The 22,275-nt window shown below is 60.0% G+C and carries 11 protein-coding genes and 1 pseudogene; 5 read left to right on the top strand and 7 right to left on the bottom strand.

What is annotated here, in order from left to right; all coding sequences use genetic code 11:
• Positions 1–33: 33 nt before the first annotated feature.
• The gene (locus tag ACR0J1_RS17060) at positions 34–732 is read right to left on the bottom strand and encodes an IS6 family transposase (RefSeq protein ID WP_480733951.1); all 699 of its coding nucleotides are present in this window, start codon (positions 730–732) and stop codon (positions 34–36) included.
• A gap of 206 nt (positions 733–938) precedes the next feature.
• On the opposite strand from ACR0J1_RS17060, the gene ACR0J1_RS17055 reads away from it, so the two are divergent.
• The 3 genes from ACR0J1_RS17055 (at position 939) to ACR0J1_RS17045 (ending at position 3,981) form a co-directional block, all read left to right on the top strand.
• Positions 939–1,919: a tripartite tricarboxylate transporter substrate binding protein gene (locus ACR0J1_RS17055; RefSeq protein ID WP_480733891.1), complete on the top strand. Its 981-nt coding sequence runs from the start codon at positions 939–941 to the stop codon at positions 1,917–1,919.
• 66 nt (positions 1,920–1,985) lie between these two features.
• Positions 1,986–2,468 (top strand): tripartite tricarboxylate transporter TctB family protein, encoded by a 483-nt coding sequence (locus tag ACR0J1_RS17050; protein WP_480733892.1) that lies wholly within the window; start codon positions 1,986–1,988, stop codon positions 2,466–2,468.
• 1 nt (position 2,469) lies between these two features.
• Positions 2,470–3,981 carry a tripartite tricarboxylate transporter permease gene (locus tag ACR0J1_RS17045; protein WP_480534550.1) on the top strand — a complete coding sequence of 504 codons (1,512 nt, stop codon included), beginning with the start codon at positions 2,470–2,472 and terminating at the stop codon, positions 3,979–3,981.
• Positions 3,982–4,121: 140 nt separating this feature from the next.
• Here ACR0J1_RS17045 and ACR0J1_RS17040 read toward each other — a convergent pair.
• The 6 genes and pseudogenes from ACR0J1_RS17040 to ACR0J1_RS17015 form a co-directional block, all read right to left on the bottom strand.
• Positions 4,122–4,602, bottom strand: a pseudogene (locus ACR0J1_RS17040) (IS6 family transposase); the annotation flags it as partial.
• 172 nt (positions 4,603–4,774) lie between these two features.
• The gene (locus ACR0J1_RS17035; RefSeq protein ID WP_480733893.1) at positions 4,775–5,449 is read right to left on the bottom strand and encodes a 4'-phosphopantetheinyl transferase family protein; all 675 of its coding nucleotides are present in this window, start codon (positions 5,447–5,449) and stop codon (positions 4,775–4,777) included.
• Positions 5,446–10,068 carry a MupA/Atu3671 family FMN-dependent luciferase-like monooxygenase gene (locus ACR0J1_RS17030; protein WP_480733894.1) on the bottom strand — a complete coding sequence of 1,541 codons (4,623 nt, stop codon included), beginning with the start codon at positions 10,066–10,068 and terminating at the stop codon, positions 5,446–5,448. Before ACR0J1_RS17030 ends, ACR0J1_RS17035 begins: the two co-directional genes overlap by 4 nt.
• Positions 10,069–10,070: 2 nt before the next feature.
• Positions 10,071–11,081, bottom strand: a complete 1,011-nt coding sequence (locus tag ACR0J1_RS17025; RefSeq protein WP_480733895.1) for a glycosyltransferase family 2 protein — start codon at positions 11,079–11,081, stop codon at positions 10,071–10,073.
• Positions 11,060–17,482: a type I polyketide synthase gene (locus ACR0J1_RS17020; protein WP_480733896.1), complete on the bottom strand. Its 6,423-nt coding sequence runs from the start codon at positions 17,480–17,482 to the stop codon at positions 11,060–11,062. The genes ACR0J1_RS17025 and ACR0J1_RS17020 overlap by 22 nt, the downstream gene beginning before the upstream one ends.
• 463 nt (positions 17,483–17,945) lie before the next feature.
• Complete coding sequence (locus ACR0J1_RS17015; RefSeq protein ID WP_480733897.1) at positions 17,946–19,247, bottom strand: oligosaccharide flippase family protein; 1,302 nt, start codon at positions 19,245–19,247, stop codon at positions 17,946–17,948.
• Positions 19,248–19,884: 637 nt separating this feature from the next.
• On the opposite strand from ACR0J1_RS17015, the gene ACR0J1_RS17010 reads away from it, so the two are divergent.
• Complete coding sequence (locus ACR0J1_RS17010) at positions 19,885–20,709, top strand: ExeA family protein (RefSeq protein ID WP_480733898.1); 825 nt, start codon at positions 19,885–19,887, stop codon at positions 20,707–20,709.
• A complete protein-coding gene (locus ACR0J1_RS17005; RefSeq protein WP_480733899.1) occupies positions 20,706–22,265 on the top strand; it encodes a GumC family protein in 1,560 nt (519 codons plus the stop codon). The genes ACR0J1_RS17010 and ACR0J1_RS17005 overlap by 4 nt, the downstream gene beginning before the upstream one ends.
• The last annotated feature ends 10 nt before the right edge of the window (positions 22,266–22,275 follow it).

The following is a 22,275-nucleotide window of genomic DNA, read 5'->3' as shown; positions in this document are numbered from 1 at the left end:
TTTGTTACAGAGATTTGAGCCGGTTGAGTTGTTTCAGCAATCGTTTGTGTGACAGGTGGCGAGCTCAGCGGACTGCTGAAATGGGCAGTGTCCAGGTGTGAGTTGGCCCTTGCGGATCATGTGCGAGACTTCTATCCCGTCGAGCGTTGTCGCCGCTGAAGCAAAGGCCTTGAATCCCAGCATTGGCCGCGTGCGTCTCTTGATGAAACGGTGGCCCTGTTCCACAATATCGTTCAAGTATTTCCGCCTCACCATCTCAGTTGGGATTGGGCAGCCAAAGTCTTTGAGCATTTTGTTAATGGCCTTGATGCCGGTGGTTTCGGCACTGCGCTTGTTGATCACAATCTTCCTTGGCAATCCATTGACCTCGAACATGCTGGCGAAGACCTTGGTGGCGGCTGGTTTGTTTCGATGCCGTGAAAGCATGAAATCAAGGGTCTTGCCGTGCTCGTCGACCGCTCGGTGGAGATAGATCCACGCACCTTTCACCTTTATGTAAGTTTCGTCCATTCTCCACGAACGATCACATGGCCCTTTGCGGCGACGCGCCGCCTCGGCAATTGCACCAGAGTACCGTGTTACCCACCGGTTTAGCGTGGTGTGGTCCACTGGGAGACGACGTTCGGTTATGATTTCTACCAAATCCCGGTAAGACACACGGTATCGGACATAGAAAAACACCGTGAACAGGATCACATCCTTCGGATATTGTGCGCCTTTGAAGGAGATCATGAACTGACCTTCGGCTAAATTATCGCCGCCATTCACTCTCAGTGCCGTCAGCGTCAATGGCAAAAAGCTTGCAACAGATCCCGGCTACCCCATCAGCACATTCTCGGATCGAGCGCTGTGATCGACAGGTTCGTGACAGGTTTATCTTCTACAGTTCACAAACGAACAACCAGCTACGTTGATAGTGCTGGTTTAGGGAGGATATTATGACAACACTCAAACTGGGCCGTCGCGCCCTAATTGTGGCCGTGGCTGCTATTGGTCTTACTGGACCTGCACTGTCCGAAGAGAAGGTGGTTGACAGCATCCACTTTCTTATCCCCGGCGGTGCTGGCGGCGGTTGGGATGGAACCGCACGTGGCACCGGAGAGGCGTTGACAAATGCAGGTCTCGTCGGAACCGCATCTTACGAAAATATGTCTGGCGGTGGCGGTGGCAAGGCCATCGGTTTTCTGATTGAAAACGCCGAAAGCAACCACGGCACGCTGATGGTGAATTCGACGCCAATCGTGATCCGCTCGCTGACCGGTGTGTTCCCGCATAATTTCCGTGATCTGACCCTGGTGTCGGGAACTATCGGGGACTATGCGGCCATCGTGGTTGGCAAGGACAGCCCGATCAACTCGATGGATGATCTATTGGCCGCATTTGACGCCGATCCGGGTGCGACCGCGATCGGTGGCGGTTCGGTTCCGGGCGGCATGGACCATCTGGTCGCGGCCATGGTGATGGAAGCGGCTGGCAAAGACGCGCTGAGCGTCAAGTACATCCCCTACGATGCCGGTGGCAAAGCCATGGCGGCCCTGCTGTCTGGCGAGATTGCCGCCTTGTCGACGGGCTTCTCGGAAGCTGTCGATCTGGCCAATCAGGGTGAGGTGAAGATTATTGGTGTTACCGCAGAGGAGCGCGTGGATGCGGCCCCTGATGCGCAGACCATGAAAGAGCAGGGCATCGATACCACTTTCGTCAACTGGCGTGGGTTCTTTGGAGCTCCGGGTCTGCCCGAAGACAAATTGGTGGCCTACCAGGAAGCCATTACAAAGATGTATGACACCCCCGAATGGGAAGAAGTGCGAGCCCGCAACGGCTGGGTGAACATTCACAACTCGGGCGCTGATTTCGAATCTTTCCTTGAAGATCAGGAAAAGCAGATCAGCGATCTGATGAAGAAACTTGGCTTTCTCTAAAGGCACCATCGGCAGAGCGGTTCACCGCTCTGCCCCAAAACACAAACTGAAATGGGAGGGGACACGATGGCGCTGGATCGCTGGATCGCGCTTGTTCTGCTGGGAATTTGCCTAACCTACGGTTATGCGGCCTGGTTTACGATGGACGGCAGCCTGCCCCCTTTCATGCAAAGGAATCCCATTTGGCCAAGCACCTTCCCCAAGGTTCTGTCCATACTGGGGATCATCGCTTCGGCAATCATCCTGTTGGGACTTGAAGAAAGCAAGTTGAAAGAGGCGGATATCGATTACCGCCGTCTGGGTGAGTACCATCTGGGTCAGGCGATTGCGCTGCTGGCGTTGATGGTCGTTTACGCACTGTGTCTGCGCCCGGTTGGCTTTCTGATCGCCACCTCAGCCTTCTTGATCACTGGGTCCTACATTCTGGGTGAGCGCAAGTGGCACGTCATGGTGCCCGTCGCCCTGATTGCCGCCGGGTTCGTTTGGTATCTGGTTCAGGAAGTTCTTGGAATTTACATGCGCCCGCTGCCGGGCATTTTCGGAGGCTGACATGCTTGAAGGATTGCTCATTGGCCTGCAAACGGCATTCTCTCTCCAAAATCTTCTTATGGTCGTGGCTGGCTGCCTGATCGGCACGTTTATCGGTATGCTACCGGGGCTTGGCCCGATGTCGATCATTGCGATCATGATCCCGGTTGCAATTTCAATGGGCGATCCCTCGGCTGCGCTGATCCTGCTGGCGGGCGTCTATTATGGCGCGATTTTCGGGGGGTCGACGTCGTCCATCCTGCTCAATGCGCCGGGGGTCGCAGGCACCGTGGCCTCAAGCTTTGATGGCTATCCTATGGCCCAGCAAGGTAAGGCCGGCAAGGCGCTGACCATCGCCGCTATTGCCAGTTTCGCCGGTGGTACCTTGGGTGCGATCCTGCTTATGGTGTTTGCACCGGCCCTGTCTTCCGTTGCTTTGCTGTTTCATTCTGCCGAGTATTTCGCGCTGATGGTCGTGGGTCTCTCGGCCATCGCAGCCTTCGCAGGCTCGGGACAGGTAGCTAAGGCGTTGATCATGACCATATTGGGCCTGATCATGGCGACCGTTGGCGAAGGCGCTTTGTTCAACCTGCCGCGCTTCACCATGGGTATCATGGACCTGCAATCGGGCTTCGGCTTCATCACGCTGGCGATGGCGATGTTCGCGCTGCCAGAGGCCTTGTTTCTTGTCCTGAAGCCCAAGGATCTGAAAGGTGATGACGGTGATATCAAGGATTTGCGCATCTCAAGGGATGAAGCGAAAGCCATCGCTCCGGTTGTTGGTCGCCAGTCCGCGCAAGGCTTTTTCATCGGCGTGCTGCCGGGGGCGGGGGCAACAATTGCCAGCTTCCTTGGCTATGCGGTGGAACGCAATATCGCCCCGAAGGAAGAACAGGAAGAGTTTGGCAAAGGCTCGATCAAAGGTCTTGCCGCACCTGAGGCCGCCAACAACGCTGCGTGTACCGGGTCTTTTGTTCCGCTGCTGACTTTGGGTATTCCCGGATCCGGCACCACGGCTATCCTGCTGGGTGCGCTGATCGCCCTGAATGTCACGCCTGGCCCGCGCCTGATGGTGGACGAGCCTCAGATCTTCTGGGCGGTGATCATGTCAATGTTCATCGGCAACCTCGTTCTGTTGATCCTGAATCTGCCGCTGATCCCTTACATCGCCAAAGTACTTGCCGTTCCGCGCAATTTTCTGATCCCGTTTATCCTGTTCTTCACCCTGATGGGGGCTTACATCGGCCAGAATAACGCCACTGAGCTACTGATACTGGTCGGATTCGGGGTTTGCGCAACAGCGTTAAAGTTTGCGGATTATCCCCTGGCACCACTGCTGATCGGTTTCATCCTCGGCGGGATGATGGAGGACAACTTCGCGCGCTCCATGCAGCTCTATGATGGTATCGGCTTCATCTGGGAACGCCCGATGACTTTGGGTCTGCTTCTGATCGCCGTCCTTCTGGTACTACTGCCCAGTTACCGCGCACGCCGGGCCAGAGCCCGCGCGGACGGGATTGCAGATGGAGATTAAGAACGCATAGCAAAAGTGCATTGTAGCACCAAGACATAAAGACTGAGTTACCCTCGAAATTCGGACACAGACGTAAGCCACGATGTGTTGTCTGTTGATTTTCAGCAAAAACGAAATTAGGCCCGGGGTGCATAGCCAGTATCGATTGGTATCGGACAACCAAAGCTTTTCAGCATCTTGTTGATGGACTCGATCCCGGCTGTGTTCGCACCGCTTTTGTCGGTGACGATCTTACGTGGCAGCCCGTTGATCTCGAACGCGCGGGTGAAGAACCTCGTTGCCGCGGCTTTGCTCCGGTGTTTGGACAGCATAAAGTCAAGCGTTTTGCCGAACTTATCAATGGCACGATAAAGGTAAATCCATTCGCCCTTCACTTTCACATAAGTCTCATCCATGCGCCAAGAACGATCCGCAGCACGTTTTCGATATCACGCCGCCTCAGCCATCAGAACGGTATATTTATCCACCCAGCGGTTCAGCGTCGCATGGTCCAGGTCAACACCGCGTTCGGCCATGATTCTTCAAGATCACGGTATGACACGCCGTATCGAAGGTAGAAGAAGACTGCGTGCAGGATCACGTTCTTTGAAAAAAATGTGCACCTTTGAACGAAATCGTCATCGTCTGCTCTTGTCCTATCTGAGCGCGGGTTATCAAAACCGCGGTCGAAGCGACAGTTGGGAGCAGATCTCGCGACAGAACCCTGGAAATCTGCCCGACTACAATACCCGGTGGCCAGACAGCGGGTCCGAAGCAATCTCTACATCCAGCGGCCGCAGTTGGGCATTCAGTGCTAGCCGTCTGAGGCATTCGCAGCTGAGTGAACAATGGACAGGCTGAGGACGTGGTTCTTTAAGCGCACCAAATGGCCGGTAATGTTGGGGGCGCCATGTGTTTGGGCCACAAACGACGTCTGATCCTGCGCCATGGTGACCCGCATGTCGGTGAACTCGATCAACGTTCGGGTCAGGGGGTAGATGGCCTTGTAGGCGCTTTCCTTGGCGCAGAAGATCGATTTGACCAACGCGCCGCGTTCAGACGTGGGTTGTGCCTCAAGCCAATCGCGCTCGGCGCGGGTGAGAATGATGTCGTGCATTTCAGACGGCACGGCTGTGTCCGGCTCGATGTCGATGCCAAGGCCTTGCAGCATCTCTTGGTGAGCGACGGTTGCGATGCACAACTCGGTGCAATGGGTGATCGACCCGACAATGCCGGGGGGCCAGACAGGGCTACGGTCGGGGGCGCTGGGAATAGCCGTTGGCGGATGGCCGATCTGGGCCAGGGCTGCCCTGGCTGCGACCCGCCCGGCGGTGAACTCAAGTTTACGCAGCGGGATGGCGCGTGCGACGACGGGTTTTTCTTCGGGCAGAAGCGTCCCGCCCGGATCGGCAGGATCGGTGACGGCGATCCCGACACCTGCACCCAGGATCCGGCGCAGGGGGGCGATGATCGCCGCCGGGTCCGTCATGCAGAGGGTTGACGTCGCGATCGCATCTGACGGCGGCGGGCCATGGCGTCGCTGCGCTCGGCGGCGCGTTCGGCCTTGGCGGCGGCGACCTCTTCGGGGTTTTCCGTAGGTTCTGGCCCTCCGGTCTTCTGATCCACCACTTCGGTAAGCGCTGACAGGGTGGGGCAGCGGAAGATGTCGGTGATGCTGAGCGATGGAACCTCAAGCTCGGTGCGAATCTCTCGATGGGCCTGTACGGCCAGCAGGGAATGCCCGCCGAGATCAAAGAAACTGTCGCGCCCGGAGATGCCGGTGACGCCCAGAATGCGCTCCCAGATCGCGGCAATCTTTTGTTGATTGCTGCCGCCAGCGGTGGGCTGCGTGGTTGCAGGGGTGCTGATCCGGCGCGGGGCCGGGGCGGGCAGGGCCTTGCGGTCGATTTTTTTGTTCGGCGTCAGCGGGAACTGTTCCAGCGTGACAAAATGGGCGGGGACCATGAAATCAGGTAGTTGCGCCGACAGCGCCTCTTTCAATGCTGTCTCAATCACGGGCGCATCGGTGACCATGTAAGCCACCAGTTGCACGACCGAAGGAGTATCCTCACGGGCGATGACGACCGACTGACGGATGCCGGGGCAGGCGTCCAGCAGGCTTTCGATCTCGCCCAGTTCGATCCGGTAGCCGCGCAGTTTGACCTGATGATCGGCACGGCCCAGGAAATCAAGCTTGCCGTCAGTGCGCCAGCGCACCAGATCACCGGTGCGATAGAGCCGCGCGCCGGGCAGGTCCGAGAACGGATCGGTCACAAACCGTTCAGCTGTCAGATCTTCGCGCTGCCAGTAACCGCGCGCAACGCTCGCACCACCGATATAAAGCTCTCCGGCCGAGCCGATGGGAACCGGCTTCATCGCGTCGTCCAGAACATAGACCTGCGTGTTGGCGATCGGGTTGCCGACATTGACCACCCCGGCAACGGGCGCGGCCATCTCGGTGGTCGACCAGATCGTGGTTTCGGTCGGGCCATACATATTCTGGATCCGGGTCTGCGTGATCTTGTTCAACTCGGACACCAGTGCGCCGGGCAGGGCTTCGCCGCCGATCATCATATGGTCCAGATAACCCAGGGCGTAACGCGCCTCGTCATTCATCACCAGCATTTGCGCCATTGAAGGCGTGCATTGCATATGCGTGACCTTGTGGCGGATGATTTGGGCCGCGATGGAATAGTCATTGTCGTCCAGCGCGGTTTCCAGATTGGCCAGCCGCAGCACCTCGGCCAGCGGGCGCAATCCGTCCAGCACCTGCGGAACCGGGATACCGTAGTCGATCAGGCAGGTGATTTCATCGACCCCGATACGCTTGAGCTCTTCGACCCGCTGAAGGCAGTCTTCGACTGTGCCGAACAGTCCCGAATCCTCGAAATAGCGCTGGAACGCGAAATCCAGAATGCCTTCAAGTTCATCCTCGGACAGGCTGCCAAGGTCCAGCTGGAACGGGTTGGTCACGCCCTTGGGTTTCTTGAACGCCGGGAATGCCCAGGCATATTGCTTGATCAGGCCAGCGGCAGCGCGCAGGTAATCCTTCATCGGCTCACGCGCAATCTCGCGCACTGCTTCGCGTTCGTCGCCGACGAACGTGTGCAGCATCAGCGTGACCTTAAAGTCTTTCGGATCGTATCCGGCTTCGCGCAGCGCCTGGTGGTAGATGCCTATCTTGTCCGACACCTCTTCGATGCTCTGGCCCAGAAGGTGGGTCAGGACGTTCGCGCCAATCGCGCCAGCCTCGCGCCATGTATCGGGGTTGCCGGCGGTGGTGACCCAGATCGGCAGGGTTTTTGACACCGGCCGCGGTTGCGTTACGACGCCGTGCATGTCGCCCGACTTGGTGGGGAACTCGACCGTTTCCCCGGCCCAAAGCTGGCGCAGGGTGGCGATGGATTCAAGCATCGCCGGTTTATTGTTAGGCGGTGTGTTTTCGGGCCGCAGCACAAAATCGTCCGGCTGCCAGCCTGACGCGATCGCCAGCCCGGCGCGCCCGTTGGTCAGGTTGTCAATCACCGCCCATTCTTCGGCAATACGCGCGGTGTGGTGCAGCGGGGCCACGCAGCTTCCTGCGCGCACGCTGATATTTTGCGTAACGGCAGCCACGGCCGCACCGGTGACCGACGGGTTGGGGTAGGGGCCGCCGAAGGCGTGAAAGTGCCGCTCGGGCGTCCAGACGGCGCAGAACCCGTTCTGGTCGGCGAACTGCGCGCCCTCCAGCAACAGTTTGTACTTGTCGCGCCCGATGCCATCGTCGTTGCCCCAGTAGAACAGGCTGAATTCCATCCCGCGGCCGGTGATCGCTTTGGAATAATCCGCGTCGCCCGCGACCAGAGTGCGGTTTTCATCGTCGCTGAGCACGATCTTGAAGCCGCGGGCCAGCGTCCAGAACAGCTCGAGCACCGAGATGTCGAAGGACAGGCTGGTGACGGCGAGCCACACGCCCGGAGGATCATGGCGGATGCGCCCGTCCATGCCGGTGAAGAAGTTCGACACATTGCGGTGTTCGATCATCACACCTTTGGGGCGACCTGTCGAACCGGATGTGTAGATCAGATAGGCCAGATCATCCGCGCTGACGCCGCTGTCGATGTTGTCGGTCGCAGCGGCGGCGATGCGGGGATCGCTGTCCAGTTCCAGAACCTGCGCCTTGTGTGGAGGCAGGTCGGCGGCGAGGCTTGAATCGGTAAGGACAACCGCGGCACCGCTGTCCTCAAGATAGAGCGCCACGCGATCTGCAGGGTAGGCCGGGTCAACGGGAACATAAGCACCGCCTGCCTTCAGAGCCGCCAGCGCACCGATCAGCAGGGCGGGCGAGCGGCGGGTATGGACACCGACCAGCACGCCCGGTTTGACGCCCATGTCGCGCAGCACATGCGCCACGCGGTTGGCGGCCGCGTTCAGATCGGCATAGCTGTAGACGATGTTTTCAAACACCAGCGCTTCGGCGTCAGGGGTGCGGGTGGCCTGTGCCTCGAACAGCTGATGCACACATGAGGTCTGGTCGTAATCCGTTGCGGTGGCGTTCCAGTCCAGCACAATCTGCTGCCGTTCGGGTTCGGGCAGGATGGGCAGGTCGGTGACGGGACGCTCGGCCATGCCGGGTTCGGCCAGCGCGGCCAGCAGGCTTTCCAGCCGGGCCGAGAACAGGCGTTGCGCGGTTTCTTCCACATGGCCACTATCGGCGATCAGGATCACCTGATCCCCGTTTTGCGCCAAAGTCAGACTGGTGCCCGGAACCAGCCCTGATGCGACCGAGCTGGTGATGCCGATCTGCGGCGTCTGAACCGGGTTCGGAACGCGCGCTGGAAGATCGCAGGCAAACGGCCCGCGCACCTGAGCGTTGGCGCGTTCAGCATCGAATTTGGCGCAGGAGGCTGCAAAATTACTGCCCGTGCCGAACCGCACCGGGACCCACGGCGACAGGTGGGAGCTCTCATCCGGCATCTGTTGCGCAAGATCAATCGTGTCGCTGTCGGCCAGACGGCAGAACAGTGCGGCCAGCGCACCGTTGATCTGCGCCTCGGTCACGCCCGAGGGGACGTGCAGCGTCTGCATCCGGGGCGCACCGGATGCGGCTGAGATGTCGATCATCGGAATATCGGGATGGCTGAGCCGCTCCAGATCGGCCCGCCATCCGGGCTCCGAGGCCAGCGTCGAGGCCAGCTCTTTGCTCAGCGCCGCAGCTTCATCGACCGACGGGGACGCCAGGGCTTTGCTGCCATTTGTGACCGCTTCTGCCGAGACCGCCGCGCCGAAGCAATCGCGGAATCCGCTCAGCGTCACCGCACCGTCGGCTGTGGCGATGGTCAGGCTGTCTTCGGTGCGCGACAGGATGGTGCCGGGGGCCTCGGTGGTGTCAGCCTCGGCCAGTTCGGCCTTGCCGACCAGCCAGATGCGACCGCCGCGTTCCAGCTTGGGGCAGCTCAGCGGGTTCCAGTATTCGCCATGATCCAGCGCTCGGATCAGCGTCGTAATCTCTTGCGCCGATTTGGTGAAATCCAGCCGTCCGGCCGCCGCAGGGCGCGCGTCTTTGGCGAAATAGCTGCGCAGGCTCAAGTCTTGTTTGGTCAGCGCGGGCTGATCGCTCGCCAGCGCGGCAATCACCTCGGGGAAGCTATCGATGGCAGCGGCATAGCATTTGGTGTTCAGCGTCAGCGCCGTTTCGCTGGCGTCGATATCGAACATGCGTTGGGCAATGATGTCGCCTTCGTCCACGCCGCCTGAAATCATGTGCCACGTGATGCCGTGCCGGGCCTCGCCATTCAGGATCGACCAGACCGGAGCGTTCAGCCCCGCATAGCGCGGCAGCGGGCCGTCGTGGAAGTTCACCGCCCCTCGGGCCGCGCGATCAAGCAGAGATTGCGGCAACAGATCCAGATTGGCGATGCTGAGAAGCCAATCGAACGCCATGTCGCCCAGCCGGTCCGCCAGATCTTTGCCAGGGGCGTGAACGGGCAGCCCCTCGGCCTCGGCCCATGCGCGGACGTCATCATTTCGTGTCACCACCCCCTGAACGCCATGGCCCGCCTCGCGCAGCATGGTTCCACATTGAATCACAAGGGATTCGTGGCCGATCAAAAGCGTGGTAAAGGACATCATTACTCTCCAACAACAGGTTCGGGGGCGCTGACGGGCTTGTTACGACCCAGAACTGCGCGAAATAGCGCACGGGTATCGTGCCAGAGCAGGGTCAGCAGAAAATAGGGTGAAACGCCGCGTTCCTTGCGGGTGATCAAGCACCGCAGCCAATGCAGGAACCCCGCAGTCAGATGCGCCAGCGTGGCCCCGGCGGCGTAAAGCGCGCCGTGATTTTTCACGAAGTAATGCAGCCGGGAATCGTACCAATAACCGGGCACGCGCTTCCACGTCTTCATGCCCGTCGAGGCCGATCCGATATGCATGACCTCGCTGCTGCGCACATAATCCGTGCGATAGCCTGCAAGGGCGGCCCGACGGCACAGGTCGGTTTCCTCGAAATAGAGAAAGAAGGTTTCGTCAAACAGCCCGATCTCGGACAACACACTGTCGCGCATCATCAGGCTGGCCCCGGCCAGCCAGTCTACGGGCTGTGTCTCGGTCGGGATCGGGATAGGAACGGCCTTATGACCCAGCAGCTTGGTGACGGGTCCGAAGTTGATCGCGCCTTCGAATTCGCTGGCGATAGTCGGAAAGCGGAAGCTGGTCAGGTGCGGCTCGCCATCATCGCCATAGATATAGCTGCCTGCGAAACCGGCCTGAGGCGTGGTTTCCAGGTGGTTCAGCAGGATACGGATCGCATCGGGGGCCGGGAAGGCGTCCGAGTTCACGATATAGCAGTAATCGGGCCGCGTGCCGTCGCTCAGCCCTGCGCGGATGCCCACGTTGTTGCCCGCACCAAAGCCGCCATTGTGACCCGACTGGATCACCCGGACGCGCGCGTCTTCGTCCCAGCCCTGTTTGGTCACATGGGCCGAGATGGCCTCGAACGACCCGTCCTGCGAGTCGTTGTCGACGATGATGATCTCGCCCCGGATGCCGTCCATCGCCGCGCGCACTGCTTCGGCCGCGCGCAGGGTCATGTCGGCGGTCTTGTAGTTCAGCAGAACGGTCAGGATGCAGGGGTCAGACATTTTCTCTCCGCCTCATCCAGGCATCGTTTCATACGCGAGGCAAGGACGCGCACATTTGGTTCCAGTACCATCGAGTCATGGTCACCCGGCACCTCGAACACCTCGATCTTCGGGGCCCATGGAGTCCAGTCATTGTCGGGTGTGATGTAGTCGCGTTCATGATTGACCAGACGGTCCGGGGCGACCTTCCATTTCGCTACCAACGGCGGACGGAACAGGGTCAGCGGGCCGGCCCACGGTTTCAGCGGGTAAGAGCCGACGCTTTCCAGAAACGCCTCTTCGATGGCGGCGTTGTGGAATTGTTGGCCTTCGGCGACCGGTTCGCCGTCCGAGTTGCGCTTTTCCATCTCCCACGCGATCCGCTTTTTGGCCCACTCGACCGGGTAGCCCGGGCCGCGTTCGCGCAGTTCCAGCAGCTGGATCATGATCCGGTCGCGTTTGCTGACAGAGGGTCGCACCGGTAGCGGGGTGTCGAGCATCACCAGCGCGCTGACCTCTTCGCCAGCGGCGGTCAATTGCTGCGCGATCTCGTAGGCGGTGATGCCACCGCCCGAGAAGCCGCCCAGCATGTACGGCCCTTTCGGCTGCACCTGCCGCATCTCAGAAATGTAGTCCCGAGCGGCTTCTTGCAGGTCGCGGTGGGGATCCTCGTCCCCGAACAGACCACGCGCCTGCAGACCATAGAAGGGCCGGTCGGCGCCGATCAGATGCGCCAGATGGCGCAGGTTCAGCACATTGCCGAACATGCCTGCCACAAGGAAGAACGGCGTTTTGGGTCCGCCCTCGCCAGAGTGCATCGGTACAAGATGCGTGAACCGCCGTTCTGGGGTTGCCGGGGCAGCAGCTGGTGCATCGCCACCGCCGCCTTCGGTTGGAACACCGCGCGCGGCGATCAGTTCGGCGCATTTGCGGATGGTCGGCGCTTCGAACAGGACCGAGATCGGGAAGTCCACGTTATAGGTTTTGCGGATTTGCGCGAAAAGGCGCACGGCGATCAGAGAATGACCGCCAAGGTCGAAGAAGCTGTCTTCGACCCCGATCTGATCGACGCCTAGCAGTTCCTGCCAGAACCCGGCCAGCCGGATTTCGATATCGTTTTCTGGGGCCACATAATCCGAGTCGAGCTCTGGCCGTTCGAATTTCTGCTCGTACCCTGCAGCATCCGCTGTGCTTTCGCCCGCCTGTGCGACAAGGCCGTTCAGATCGAGCGAGGACAGGATGACTTGCGATTGCCTTGCAGCCAGCGCGCGGAAGAACAGGTCGGCCCCTTCGCTGGCCAGAATACCCTGCGACAGGTTGTGGCGCAGCCGTTCCTCGGCCGGTGACAGCGGGGCCGGAGTGTCCAGTTCACTGGTCTGCGCGGCCGGAGCCTCGGACGCGGCAAACCCGGCGGCCTCTTCCATGCGGCGGATCGAGAAACCCTCGACCTCGACGCAGACAGTTCCGTCCGGGGCTGCAATTGTGACATCGAAACTGGCGGTTTCGCCATCTGCACGATTGTCGCCAGCGTTGCGCACCCAGCTGACGATTTCCGCGGGCAGGGGTTGGTGAACACGGACGGACCGGTAGGAGACCGGCACCCACAAGTGGGTCGGCTCATAGCCTTCGATCAGCGCCATGGCCCAGCCGGTTGCCAGATCCATCAGGCCGGGATGCAGGCGATATCCAGCATCAAGATCGCCGCGCAGATCATACGTCAGGGCCAGATGCGCAAGGCCTTCGCCCTGCCCAAGCGCGGTCGAGGTCAGAACGCGCCAGCGCGGGCCAAAGGCCAGATGCGCCTCTTGGCTGGACCGCAGGCGCCCGCCTTCCGGCGCTTGCCGCGGATCGGAACAGCGCGCGGCGATTGCGGCGATATCGACAGGGTCGGGCGTGGGCAGCGGCAGCAGAGACAGGCTGGCCTGCGCATTCATGTCAAAGCCGTCGCCGTCGGCAGCGCTTTCGACAACCAGATCATATCCGACATCGCTGCGCGGCAGGCGCAGTTTGACCTGCTGATCCTTGCTGTCCGAAACCGCCAGTGGGCGCAGGAAATACAGATCCCTGATCTCGAACGGAGTGACCTCACCCTGCGCGTCCATCGCCTGCGCGGCCAGTTCAAGATAACCGGTGCCGGGGATCAGTGCATCACCCGCCTTGGTGCGGTGATCGTTCAGGAACCAACGATCCTTTGCGTTGTAGGTCGCTGTGAACAACCGGTTGCCCGCTGTATCGAACGTGGCCTCATCCAGCATCGGAACGTGCGCGGGTTCGGTCGGGGGTGGTGTGCCGCCGGTTCGTGCTTCCATCGCGTCTGCAGCCATGCCGACATCGGACCAGATGCCCCAGTTGATCGCCAGCACCTGCGTCTTGTCCCCGGCGCGCGCCCGGGCGTAAGCGTTGAGGTATTCATTTGCCGCCACGTAGTCGACCTGACCAATCGGAGCCGTTGCGGTCGACGTCGAGGAGAACAGAACTAACCAGTCGAGCGTTCCATCAGGGAACAATTGGTCGATGACCTGTGTGCCGTGGAGTTTCGGGGTAAAGACGTCTTCGATCTCCATCATCGACTTGGTCATGATGGGGGCGTCGGCGATCAGCCCGGCGGCGTGGATGACACCGTTGATTTGGCCAAACTCTGCGGTCACCTGATCCATTGCGGCGCGCATATCCTCGACATTCGAGACATCGGCGCTGATCGACAGGACCTTACCGCCCGAAGCCTCCAACGCTTCTATCGCGCGGATGCGGCGGGCCGTGCTGTCTTGCGGCGCACTGTTCTGCAGAATACGGGGCCATTGGTCACGGGGCGGCAGTGCGCCGCGTGAAACCAGAACGATGTTTGCCTTGCACCGATTGATGAGCGCGTTGGCTAGTGTCAGGCCAATGCCACCAAACCCGCCGGTGATCATATAGGTGCCGCCATCGCGCAGAGGCAGGTCCTGAGGCATCGGATCGGGCAGGGTCCGGGCGCGGTATTGCTGCGCCATCCGCTTGCCGCCGCGCAGGGCCGCCGTCCAGTTGCCCGGGGCGGCCAGCAGGTCTTCGAGCACCTGATCAGCCAATTCGGGCGACGGGGCTGGGGCTTTGCGTTTGCCGTTTTGTTGCGGCAGGTCGACGTCCAGAACGCCACAGGTGATGCCCGGATATTCGCGCGGGATCACGCGGGCAGGGCCGGTAAGCGTGGCCTTTTCGGGATGGGGCAGACCTTCATCCCGAACCTGAAACGCGCCAGAGCTGAGGATGCTGATATGCATCGGGGCCGAGAGGTCCTCTTCCCCGATGGCCTGCGCCAGGAAGAACAGGCTGAAGAAGCCCTGTTCGAGATTGCGGTGGAAGAAGCTGCTGCCGGGGCGGAAGCTTTCGTCCTGTGTCAGCAGCCAGCCATGGACGATCCGGTTGGGAATACGGTCGTTGGCGGCCAGATCGGCAAGCAAGGCCTGATACCCTTCGCGCCCGCGTTCGGGGGCAAGCCGATAGGTGTCGGCATCGATGCGTGTAAACGCATCGCCAGTGGTGACAAGGGTTACAGTATGCCCGGCTTTGCGCAGGCGTTCGACCAACCCGCCGCACAGCCCGGCCTCATCCGCGAAGATCAGCCAGTTTTCCCGCGTGCTGTCTGACAGATCGCCCGAGACATCCACATCGCATTCGGCATATTTCGGTGACCACGCCACGCGATAGCCCCAGTCTTCGGGGTTTTCAGTCCGCATCAGCCATTGCTGCGCGGTGTCAGACTGCACCTTGCCCGGTTCGATGAAATAGGGCGAGCGCTGGAACCGATAGGTCGGCAGCGGCACTCGGTTGCGCCGCGCCTCGCCCCAGATCTGGTCCCAGTCGAACGTGCCACCAAGGGCCCAGACACGGCCCAGCATCGCCATGAAATAGGCATCATCCGCGACGGTATCATCGGGATGACGCAGGCTGCTGATGACCTGATTGGCGTCAACCTTGCCGTGCTGCCCGGTCAGAGAGGCCAGCGCCTTGCCGGGGCCGACCTCGATAAAGATACGCTCAGGGTTTTCTGCCAGCGTACCGATGCAATCCGCAAAATGGACGGTGCCGCGCAGGTGGCCGACCCAGTATTCGGGATCGGTGGCCTCAGCCTCGGTGATCCAGGTGCCGCTGCGGTTTGACGGGAAGGGTATCTTGGGCGCGTTGAGTTCGATTGACCGTAGATAGTCACCGAAATCCTTCAGGATCGGTTCCAGCATCCGCGAATGGGCGGCGATATCGATAAGAATGCGCTGACAGTCGACGTCCTGTTTCGCCAGTCTCTCTTGCAGGTCATCTAGCGCGGCTTGCGGTCCTGTGGCGACGGTTAAACCCGGCGCGTTCACCGCACCCAGATCAAGGTCATCCCCAAGCAACGGGCGCAGTTCGTCCGCGGGTAGAGGCACGCTGAGCATCCCACCTGCGGGCACCGTATCGAACAGTTTCCCGCGCAGATGGACCAGCCCGATGCAATCCTCGAACGACATCACGCCTGCAACGCAGGCGGCGGTGTTCTCGCCCATCGAATGGCCGACCAAGGCCGCCGGTTCCACGCCCCATGCCATCCAAAGCTGCGCCAGCGCATATTCGGTGATCATGATCAGAGGCAATTGCACCGAAGGCGTCTTCAACCGCTCATCCGCCCCGGCCATCTGGTCCGGCTCGGGCAGCCAGATGGCGCGGATGTCATAGTCGAGCTTGGGTTGAAGAATATCCAGCCCCTTATCCATCCAGTCGGCAAAGACCGGCTCGGTCTCATAGAGATCACGCGCCATGCCCGCGTATTGCGCTCCGCCGCCGGGGAACATGAAAACGTGGTCGGGATTGTCCGAGATCACCGTATGGGTGAACACGCGACGCGGGTCGTTTTCTTCCAGCATCGCGGCGGCTTGTTCGTGTGTTTCGGCCACCACAACCCGGCGTTTCTCGAACCCGCGCCGCCCTTGTTTCAGGGTCCAGGCAACGTCGGCAAGGTTCTGGCTGGGGTTCGCGCGCAGATGCGCGGCAAGCGCCTCGGCTCCCTGATCCAGTGCCTTTTTGCTGCGGGCCGAAACTGTCAGCAACTGAAACGGCCAGTCCGAGGGGTCAGACTCTTGCCGCGCGGGTGCCTCCTGCAGGATCGCATGGGCGTTGGTGCCTCCGACGCCCAGAGAGTTCACGCCAGCCCGGCGCGGGCCTTTTTGCGGAACCCAGTCGGTCAGCGTGTCGTTGACCCGGAAGGGGCTGGATTCGAAATCAATGGCCGGGTTGGGCTTTTCGTACCCGAGGCTGGGCGGCAACTGGCGGTGATGCAACGACAGAGACGCCTTGATCAGGCTGGCCACGCCAGCGGCGGTGTCGAGGTGGCCGATATTGGTCTTCACCGACCCCAAGCGGCAGAACCCGGTTTCCTGCGTGGTTTCCGAAAACGCCTTGGTCAGCGCGGCCACTTCGATGGGATCACCCAGATAGGTGCCCGTGCCGTGGCATTCGACATAGTCAATCGTGTCGGCGGTCACGTCCGCCATCATATGCGCCTCAGAGATTGCGGCAGATTGGCCATCGACCGAAGGTGCCAGATAGCCAGCCTTGGCGGCACCGTCATTGTTGATCGCCGTGCCGCGGATGACGGCCCAGATATGGTCTCCGTCCTCGAGCGCATCGGCCAGCCTGCGCAGGACAACAACGCCCGCGCCAGAGCCAAAGACAGTGCCTTGTGCGCGGTGATCGAACGCGTGGCATTGACCATCGGGCGAGAGCACCTCGCCCTCTTTGTAGATATATCCCCGGTTCTGCGGCAGTTCGATGGTGACCCCGCCCGCCAATGCCATATCGCATTCGCCGGTCATCAGTGCCTGCACGGCGTAATGCGCGGCGACCAGCGAGGTCGAACACGCGGTCTGCACGTTGACGCTGGGCCCCTTGAGGTCCAGCACATGGCTGACGCGGGTCGACAGGAAGTCCTTATCGTTGCCCGTATGGCGCAGCAGGAACATGCCCACGTCGTCGACCAGATCGGGGTTCGAGCAGACGTTGAAATAGAAATAGCTGCCCATGCCGCAGCCCGCGAAAACGCCGATGGGTCCGGGAAAGGTCTCGGGCGGGTGGCCGGCGTTTTCCAGCGCTTCCCAGGCGCATTCCAGTAGCTGCCTGTGCTGTGGGTCCATGATGGCGGCTTCTTTGGGTGACAGGCCGAAGAATTCCGCATCGAACCGGTCGAACCCGTCCAGAGGCGCCGCAAAAGGCACATAGTCAGGGCGCTTGAGAAGATGCGGCGCTTCGCCCGAGGCCAGCAAATCCTCATCGCTGATGCGCTGGATCGATTCCACGCCGCTGCGCAGGTTTGACCAGAATGTCTCAACCGAATCGGCGCCGGGCAGATGCGCCGCCATGCCAACGATCGCGATATCGCCGTCCCGGACCGGGTTATCCATTTTCGAACCGTCCATCACCTTAACCGAGCAACCTTTAACCCTATATAACAAAGAACTGACGCGGACACATGCAACCCGGTATCCGAGCTGTGAGCTCATGAGGGCGTGCGATCAGCATGTTTTTTCCAAATGAGAAATGGAACCAATACAACCAGTTTAACGAAGAACGTGCCTGAATTATGACCAAAGAGACAGATTTTGCCTGAGGATCTGATCACCAGATTGCTTATGTCGATAATGGAAACAGTATTCCACATTGCGAGGAATTGTGGTGCCAGCCGAGTTGCCGGGTATCACGTCGCCGACTCCGATGCTGACAGCAGCGGTCGGGAGGTTTCATGGGCGAGAGGGGTAGAGAAATGGGATACTGACACAAAGCACACCTTAAATTCTTGAGGACAAAAACGATTCGGTCCGGATAGTGTGAAAGTAACCCTTCGCCGGGGAGGGTGCCAAGGCGTCACGAACGATTATGCGGTCAGCGGATCAAGGCAATCGCGTCGGCATTCAGCCAGATGGCCAATAGGCCAAGCGCGATTCCCCCCACACCAAAGGCGAAATCATGCAGCGGATCCCAAGCCTTGTGCCGCCGGGCCAGCAGGATCAGCATCGGGAAAACGGCAAGGCCTGCAAGGAACTGTCCCGCAAGGGCACCGATCAGTCCGAACTGGCTGACGCCGATCAGGAAGAAGGCGATTTGTGTCGTGGACCTTGCGACCACATAGAGGCAGAAATTTCGCGAGTCCCCAGCCGCAAGGGCAACCCGGTCGTAGGTCTGCAGAACGATCTGCGGGATCAGGACCACCGAGATCAGGGTCGCGATCCCCCCGGCGGCCATGTAGCGCGGATCGTACAGGATCGACACGATGGCGGGCGCCAGCGCGGCCAGCAGAAGCGTCATGGCCAGCAGGCCGCTGGTGATCGCGCAGCGCATCTTGCGCAACTTGCGGAAGTTCTCGGCGGATTCCGAGGGGGGTTTTTCCCGGTAGAGCGGGATCAGGATACGCCCCAGAACCGACTCGCCCAGCAGAAACGGGAAGCTGGCGATGAAGAAGCCGATGCTGTAAATGCCCAGCATGTCGATGGTCAGGAATTTGCCCAGAATGATGCGGTCGCCCTGGGTCGAGATGAACCCCGCGATCGTGCTGAGGTAGATCCATTTACCAAAGTGGAACAGTTCGCTGACCGACTGTTTTTCCCAGCGAAAACGGTTTTTCTGGCCGCTGAGGAATAGGAAATGAAGGGCCAGCTTGACCGCGCTCGAGGTTATCGCGCCGGCAATCATGACCCAGATCGATTGAAAGAACAGCGCCAGCCCGACCATCAGGATGACCCCGGCGGTTTGCCCCAGAAAATCCAGCAGCATCAGCCGCCCGATCATCAGGTGGCGTCCGGCGGTTTCGACCCGCGTCGGTCGGAAACCGTCGATAAACAGGGTGATCCCCGCAACCGGCAGAAGGACGGCCAGCGAGGGTTCGTTGTAGAAATTCGCCAGCGGAAAAGCCAGCAGACAGGACGCAACCCACAGAATGCCGCCGCGTGCGACCTGCATCGTCCAGGCGGTGTTGAGGAAATCGGGATCGTCGCCGCGCTTGCTTTGCTGGATCGAGGGGCTGATGCCGGCGTCCGAAACCATCGACAGACCCACAAGCACAGCCAGGATCAGGGCGATCAGGCCGAAGGCTTCGGGAAACAGCAACCGCGTCAAGATCAGGTTCGACGCCAGTCGCACCGCCTGTGTCGCGCCGAACCCCAGCAGCGACCAAAGCGAACTGCGCATGGCGCGAGCCTTCAGCCCCAAATCGGACAAACCCAGCTGCTGGCGCCTTAAAATCATGATCCACTAATACCCATACATAACGACAAACTGCCCCCGATTGCTGCTGATCGGAGTACCAGATATCCGAGTTGCGCCCACGCCTAATTTAGCAATCTGGCATTTTTTTGGTGACCGGGCCCCAACCGGTCAGGCGTTTTGCCATGTTGCGCCCTGCCGCTTCGCCGGATAAGAGAAGTCCTTGTGCTGCCCGCTCAGCGGCCGGTGGCTTGTGTTGTTTGTTGAGTGTTTCCAGGTGTTACGATGGATAAGTGTGATCCGGCAGGGGGCGTCAGTCACCCATCAGTTTCGATCCCGTGTCAGGGATCAAATGGTCGCAAAGTAGAAAAATCGGTTCAACAGGGGGTTGCGGCAAGCGGCTTTGGGTCGCAGTCTGGTTGCTGTCGGCAACGACATTAACCGGGTTATTTGTTACATGCCTCAAACTCGCCCTTTTTTGGTGTAGGATACTGCCTGCGCGAGCGTGGATTTTGCTCGTGGTTTTGTGAAATGAGTGAATAGGTTGAATATTCGTACTGGCCATACTTCCGGCAACCATACGACTGGTAGCTCTTTGGATATTTATACGGATCACTTCGGATTGACCGAGCGGCCTTTCTCGCTTGTGCCTGATCCGGGTTTTCTGTTCTGGTCGGATTCGCACCAGCGCGCGTTTACCATGCTGGAATATGGTATTCTGACCCGCGCGCCGATAACGCTGATTACCGGCGAGGTTGGTTCGGGTAAGACAACCCTTGTGCATCAGCTGCTGAAATCGGTCGGCGAAGACGTCAAGATCGGCCTGATTTCCAACGCGCACGGGGACCGGGGCGAACTGCTCCGCTGGGTCCTGATGGCGCTGGATCAGCCCGCACCGGCCGGGGGAACCTATGTCGATCTTTTTGCGGCGTTTCAGGCCTATCTGATCGACCAATATGCGATGGGGCGCCGGGTGATTCTGATTTTCGACGAGGCTCAGAACCTCAGTACGGAATCTTTGGAAGAACTCAGGATGTTCACAAATATCAACTCGAACAAGGACGAGTTGCTGCAACTGGTATTGGTGGGCCAGCCCGAGCTTCTGGATATGATCAGACGTCCCGAGATGCGGCAGTTCGCCCAGCGGGTCGCGTCAAGTTTTCATCTGAACGCGATGGATGCCAGGACGGTTCGAAAATATGTCGGGCACCGGCTGGCCGTGGCGGGGGCGAAACGGAACCTGTTCAGCCGTGCGGCGACCGATCTGGTCTACGAGGCCACCGGCGGGGTGCCCCGGCTGGTCAATCAGCTTTGCGATCTGTCGATGGTCTACGCGTTTACCCGCGGCAACAAGAGCATAATCGGACATACCGTGCAGAAGGTTCTGGACGACGGAGCTTTTTTTGCGGCGCGCCAACCTGAACAAGGAAGCGATTTTCAACTATGATGAGTGAGTTTCGGTTTTATCTGTCGCTGTTTCTCCGGCGGTTTCACTTTCTGGCCCTGATCGTGGTCGGATGCACGGTTGCGGGCCTGGTGCTGGCCTTCACCCTGCCGCCAATCTACCGGGCCGAGGCGCGTCTGGTCGTCGAGTCGCCGCAGATCCCCGGTGAGCTGGCCTCGTCGACCGTGCAGGCCAGCGTCATCGAGATCCTCGAGGTGATCCAGCAGCGTCTGCTGACCCGTACGAAACTGCTGGAACTTTCCGAACGTTTCGATGTCCACGCCGAGCAACCGAACCTGCCTAGCGACGCCATCGTTGAGGATATGGAAGAACGGATTACCATCGAGCTGCCTGTCAACAACTTCAACAACCGTGCGTCTTTTGTGCGGGTGTCGTTCGCCGCACCGACAGGGGAGACCTCGGCGGCGGTGACGAACGAGTTGGTGGCCCAGATTCTGGAACAGAATGTCGAAATGCGCACCAGCGTCACCAGTCAGACGCTCGAGTTCTTCATCGGCGAGGTTGCCCGTCTGGACGATGAACTAGCAGAACAGGGCGCGCTTATTCTTGAGTATCAAGAGGCGAACAAGGATGCGCTGCCGGACAGTCTGGAATATCGGCGCAACCGTCAGTCATCCCTGCAAGAAAGAGTGCTGCAACTGGATCGAGAATTGTCCGGCCTCAGGGATCGCCGCGCGCGGCTGGTCGAGGTTTATGAAAGAACCGGGCGTCCGGATTTTCTGGGGGAAAGCCTGACGCCTGAACAGCGTCAGCTGCGCCAATTGCAGGACGAGCGGGCCTCGGCCAGTGTCATCTATTCGCAGGACCACCCGCGGATCAGATCTCTGGACGCGCAGATTGCGGCGCTTGAGGCGGCCAATATCCGGCTGGGCCTTGGAACCGAGACGGCCCCGAACATTACTGCGTTCGAGTTGCAGTTGGCCGATATCGACGGTCAGATCGAATTCATCGAAGAAGAACGCGCCATCAACGAACGCGAGCTTGAAAAACTGGCCGCGTCCATTGAGGAAACGCCGGGGAACGCCATCACACTGGGTACGCTGGAGCGGGATTATGACAATCTGCGCCTGCAATATGCTCAGGCGACCGCAAGTCTGGCAGAAGCCCGCACCGGCGATCAGATCGAAGCGCAATCGCGCGGGCAGCGTGTGACTGTGACCGAGATGGCGTCGATCCCGCTGGCCCCGGCGGATCCGAACCGGAAGCTCATTGCGTTCTTCGGGCTGGTGGGCGGCCTTGGTCTGGCGACGGTGCTTTTCCTGCTGCTGGAGATACTGAACAATAAAATCCGCAGGCCATCCGAACTTGAGGCGCAGTTCGGCGGTCCTGTTTTTGGCACTGTGCCCTATATCCAGACGACCGAGCAGATCGTGCTGAGGAAAGGGATCGTGGCGATGTCCATACTGGTGCCGGTCGCAGCGATTTGCGGGGTGCTTTATCTTGCGCACATCAATTATGAACCCATTGAAGCCTTTATTTCCATCGTGACCGAAAAGCTGGGGATCGGCGATCCGGCCAACCTGTCGGATAACGGCTGAGAAGGATTAC

It is taken from the genome of Ruegeria sp. CJ3 (assembly GCF_056536725.1).
Note: the sequence above shows the minus strand (reverse complement) of the source record. Positions and strands in the feature narration are given on the sequence as shown.

Coding starts and splice junctions, on each gene's coding strand:
- ACR0J1_RS17060 (WP_480733951.1), bottom strand. CDS start 732: ATGATCTCCTTCAAAGGCGCACAATATCCGAAGGATGTGATCCTGTTC.
- ACR0J1_RS17055 (WP_480733891.1), top strand. CDS start 939: ATGACAACACTCAAACTGGGCCGTCGCGCCCTAATTGTGGCCGTGGCT.
- ACR0J1_RS17050 (WP_480733892.1), top strand. CDS start 1,986: ATGGCGCTGGATCGCTGGATCGCGCTTGTTCTGCTGGGAATTTGCCTA.
- ACR0J1_RS17045 (WP_480534550.1), top strand. CDS start 2,470: ATGCTTGAAGGATTGCTCATTGGCCTGCAAACGGCATTCTCTCTCCAA.
- ACR0J1_RS17035 (WP_480733893.1), bottom strand. CDS start 5,449: ATGACGGACCCGGCGGCGATCATCGCCCCCCTGCGCCGGATCCTGGGT.
- ACR0J1_RS17030 (WP_480733894.1), bottom strand. CDS start 10,068: ATGTCCTTTACCACGCTTTTGATCGGCCACGAATCCCTTGTGATTCAA.
- ACR0J1_RS17025 (WP_480733895.1), bottom strand. CDS start 11,081: ATGTCTGACCCCTGCATCCTGACCGTTCTGCTGAACTACAAGACCGCC.
- ACR0J1_RS17020 (WP_480733896.1), bottom strand. CDS start 17,482: ATGGACGGTTCGAAAATGGATAACCCGGTCCGGGACGGCGATATCGCG.
- ACR0J1_RS17015 (WP_480733897.1), bottom strand. CDS start 19,247: ATGCGCAGTTCGCTTTGGTCGCTGCTGGGGTTCGGCGCGACACAGGCG.
- ACR0J1_RS17005 (WP_480733899.1), top strand. CDS start 20,706: ATGATGAGTGAGTTTCGGTTTTATCTGTCGCTGTTTCTCCGGCGGTTT.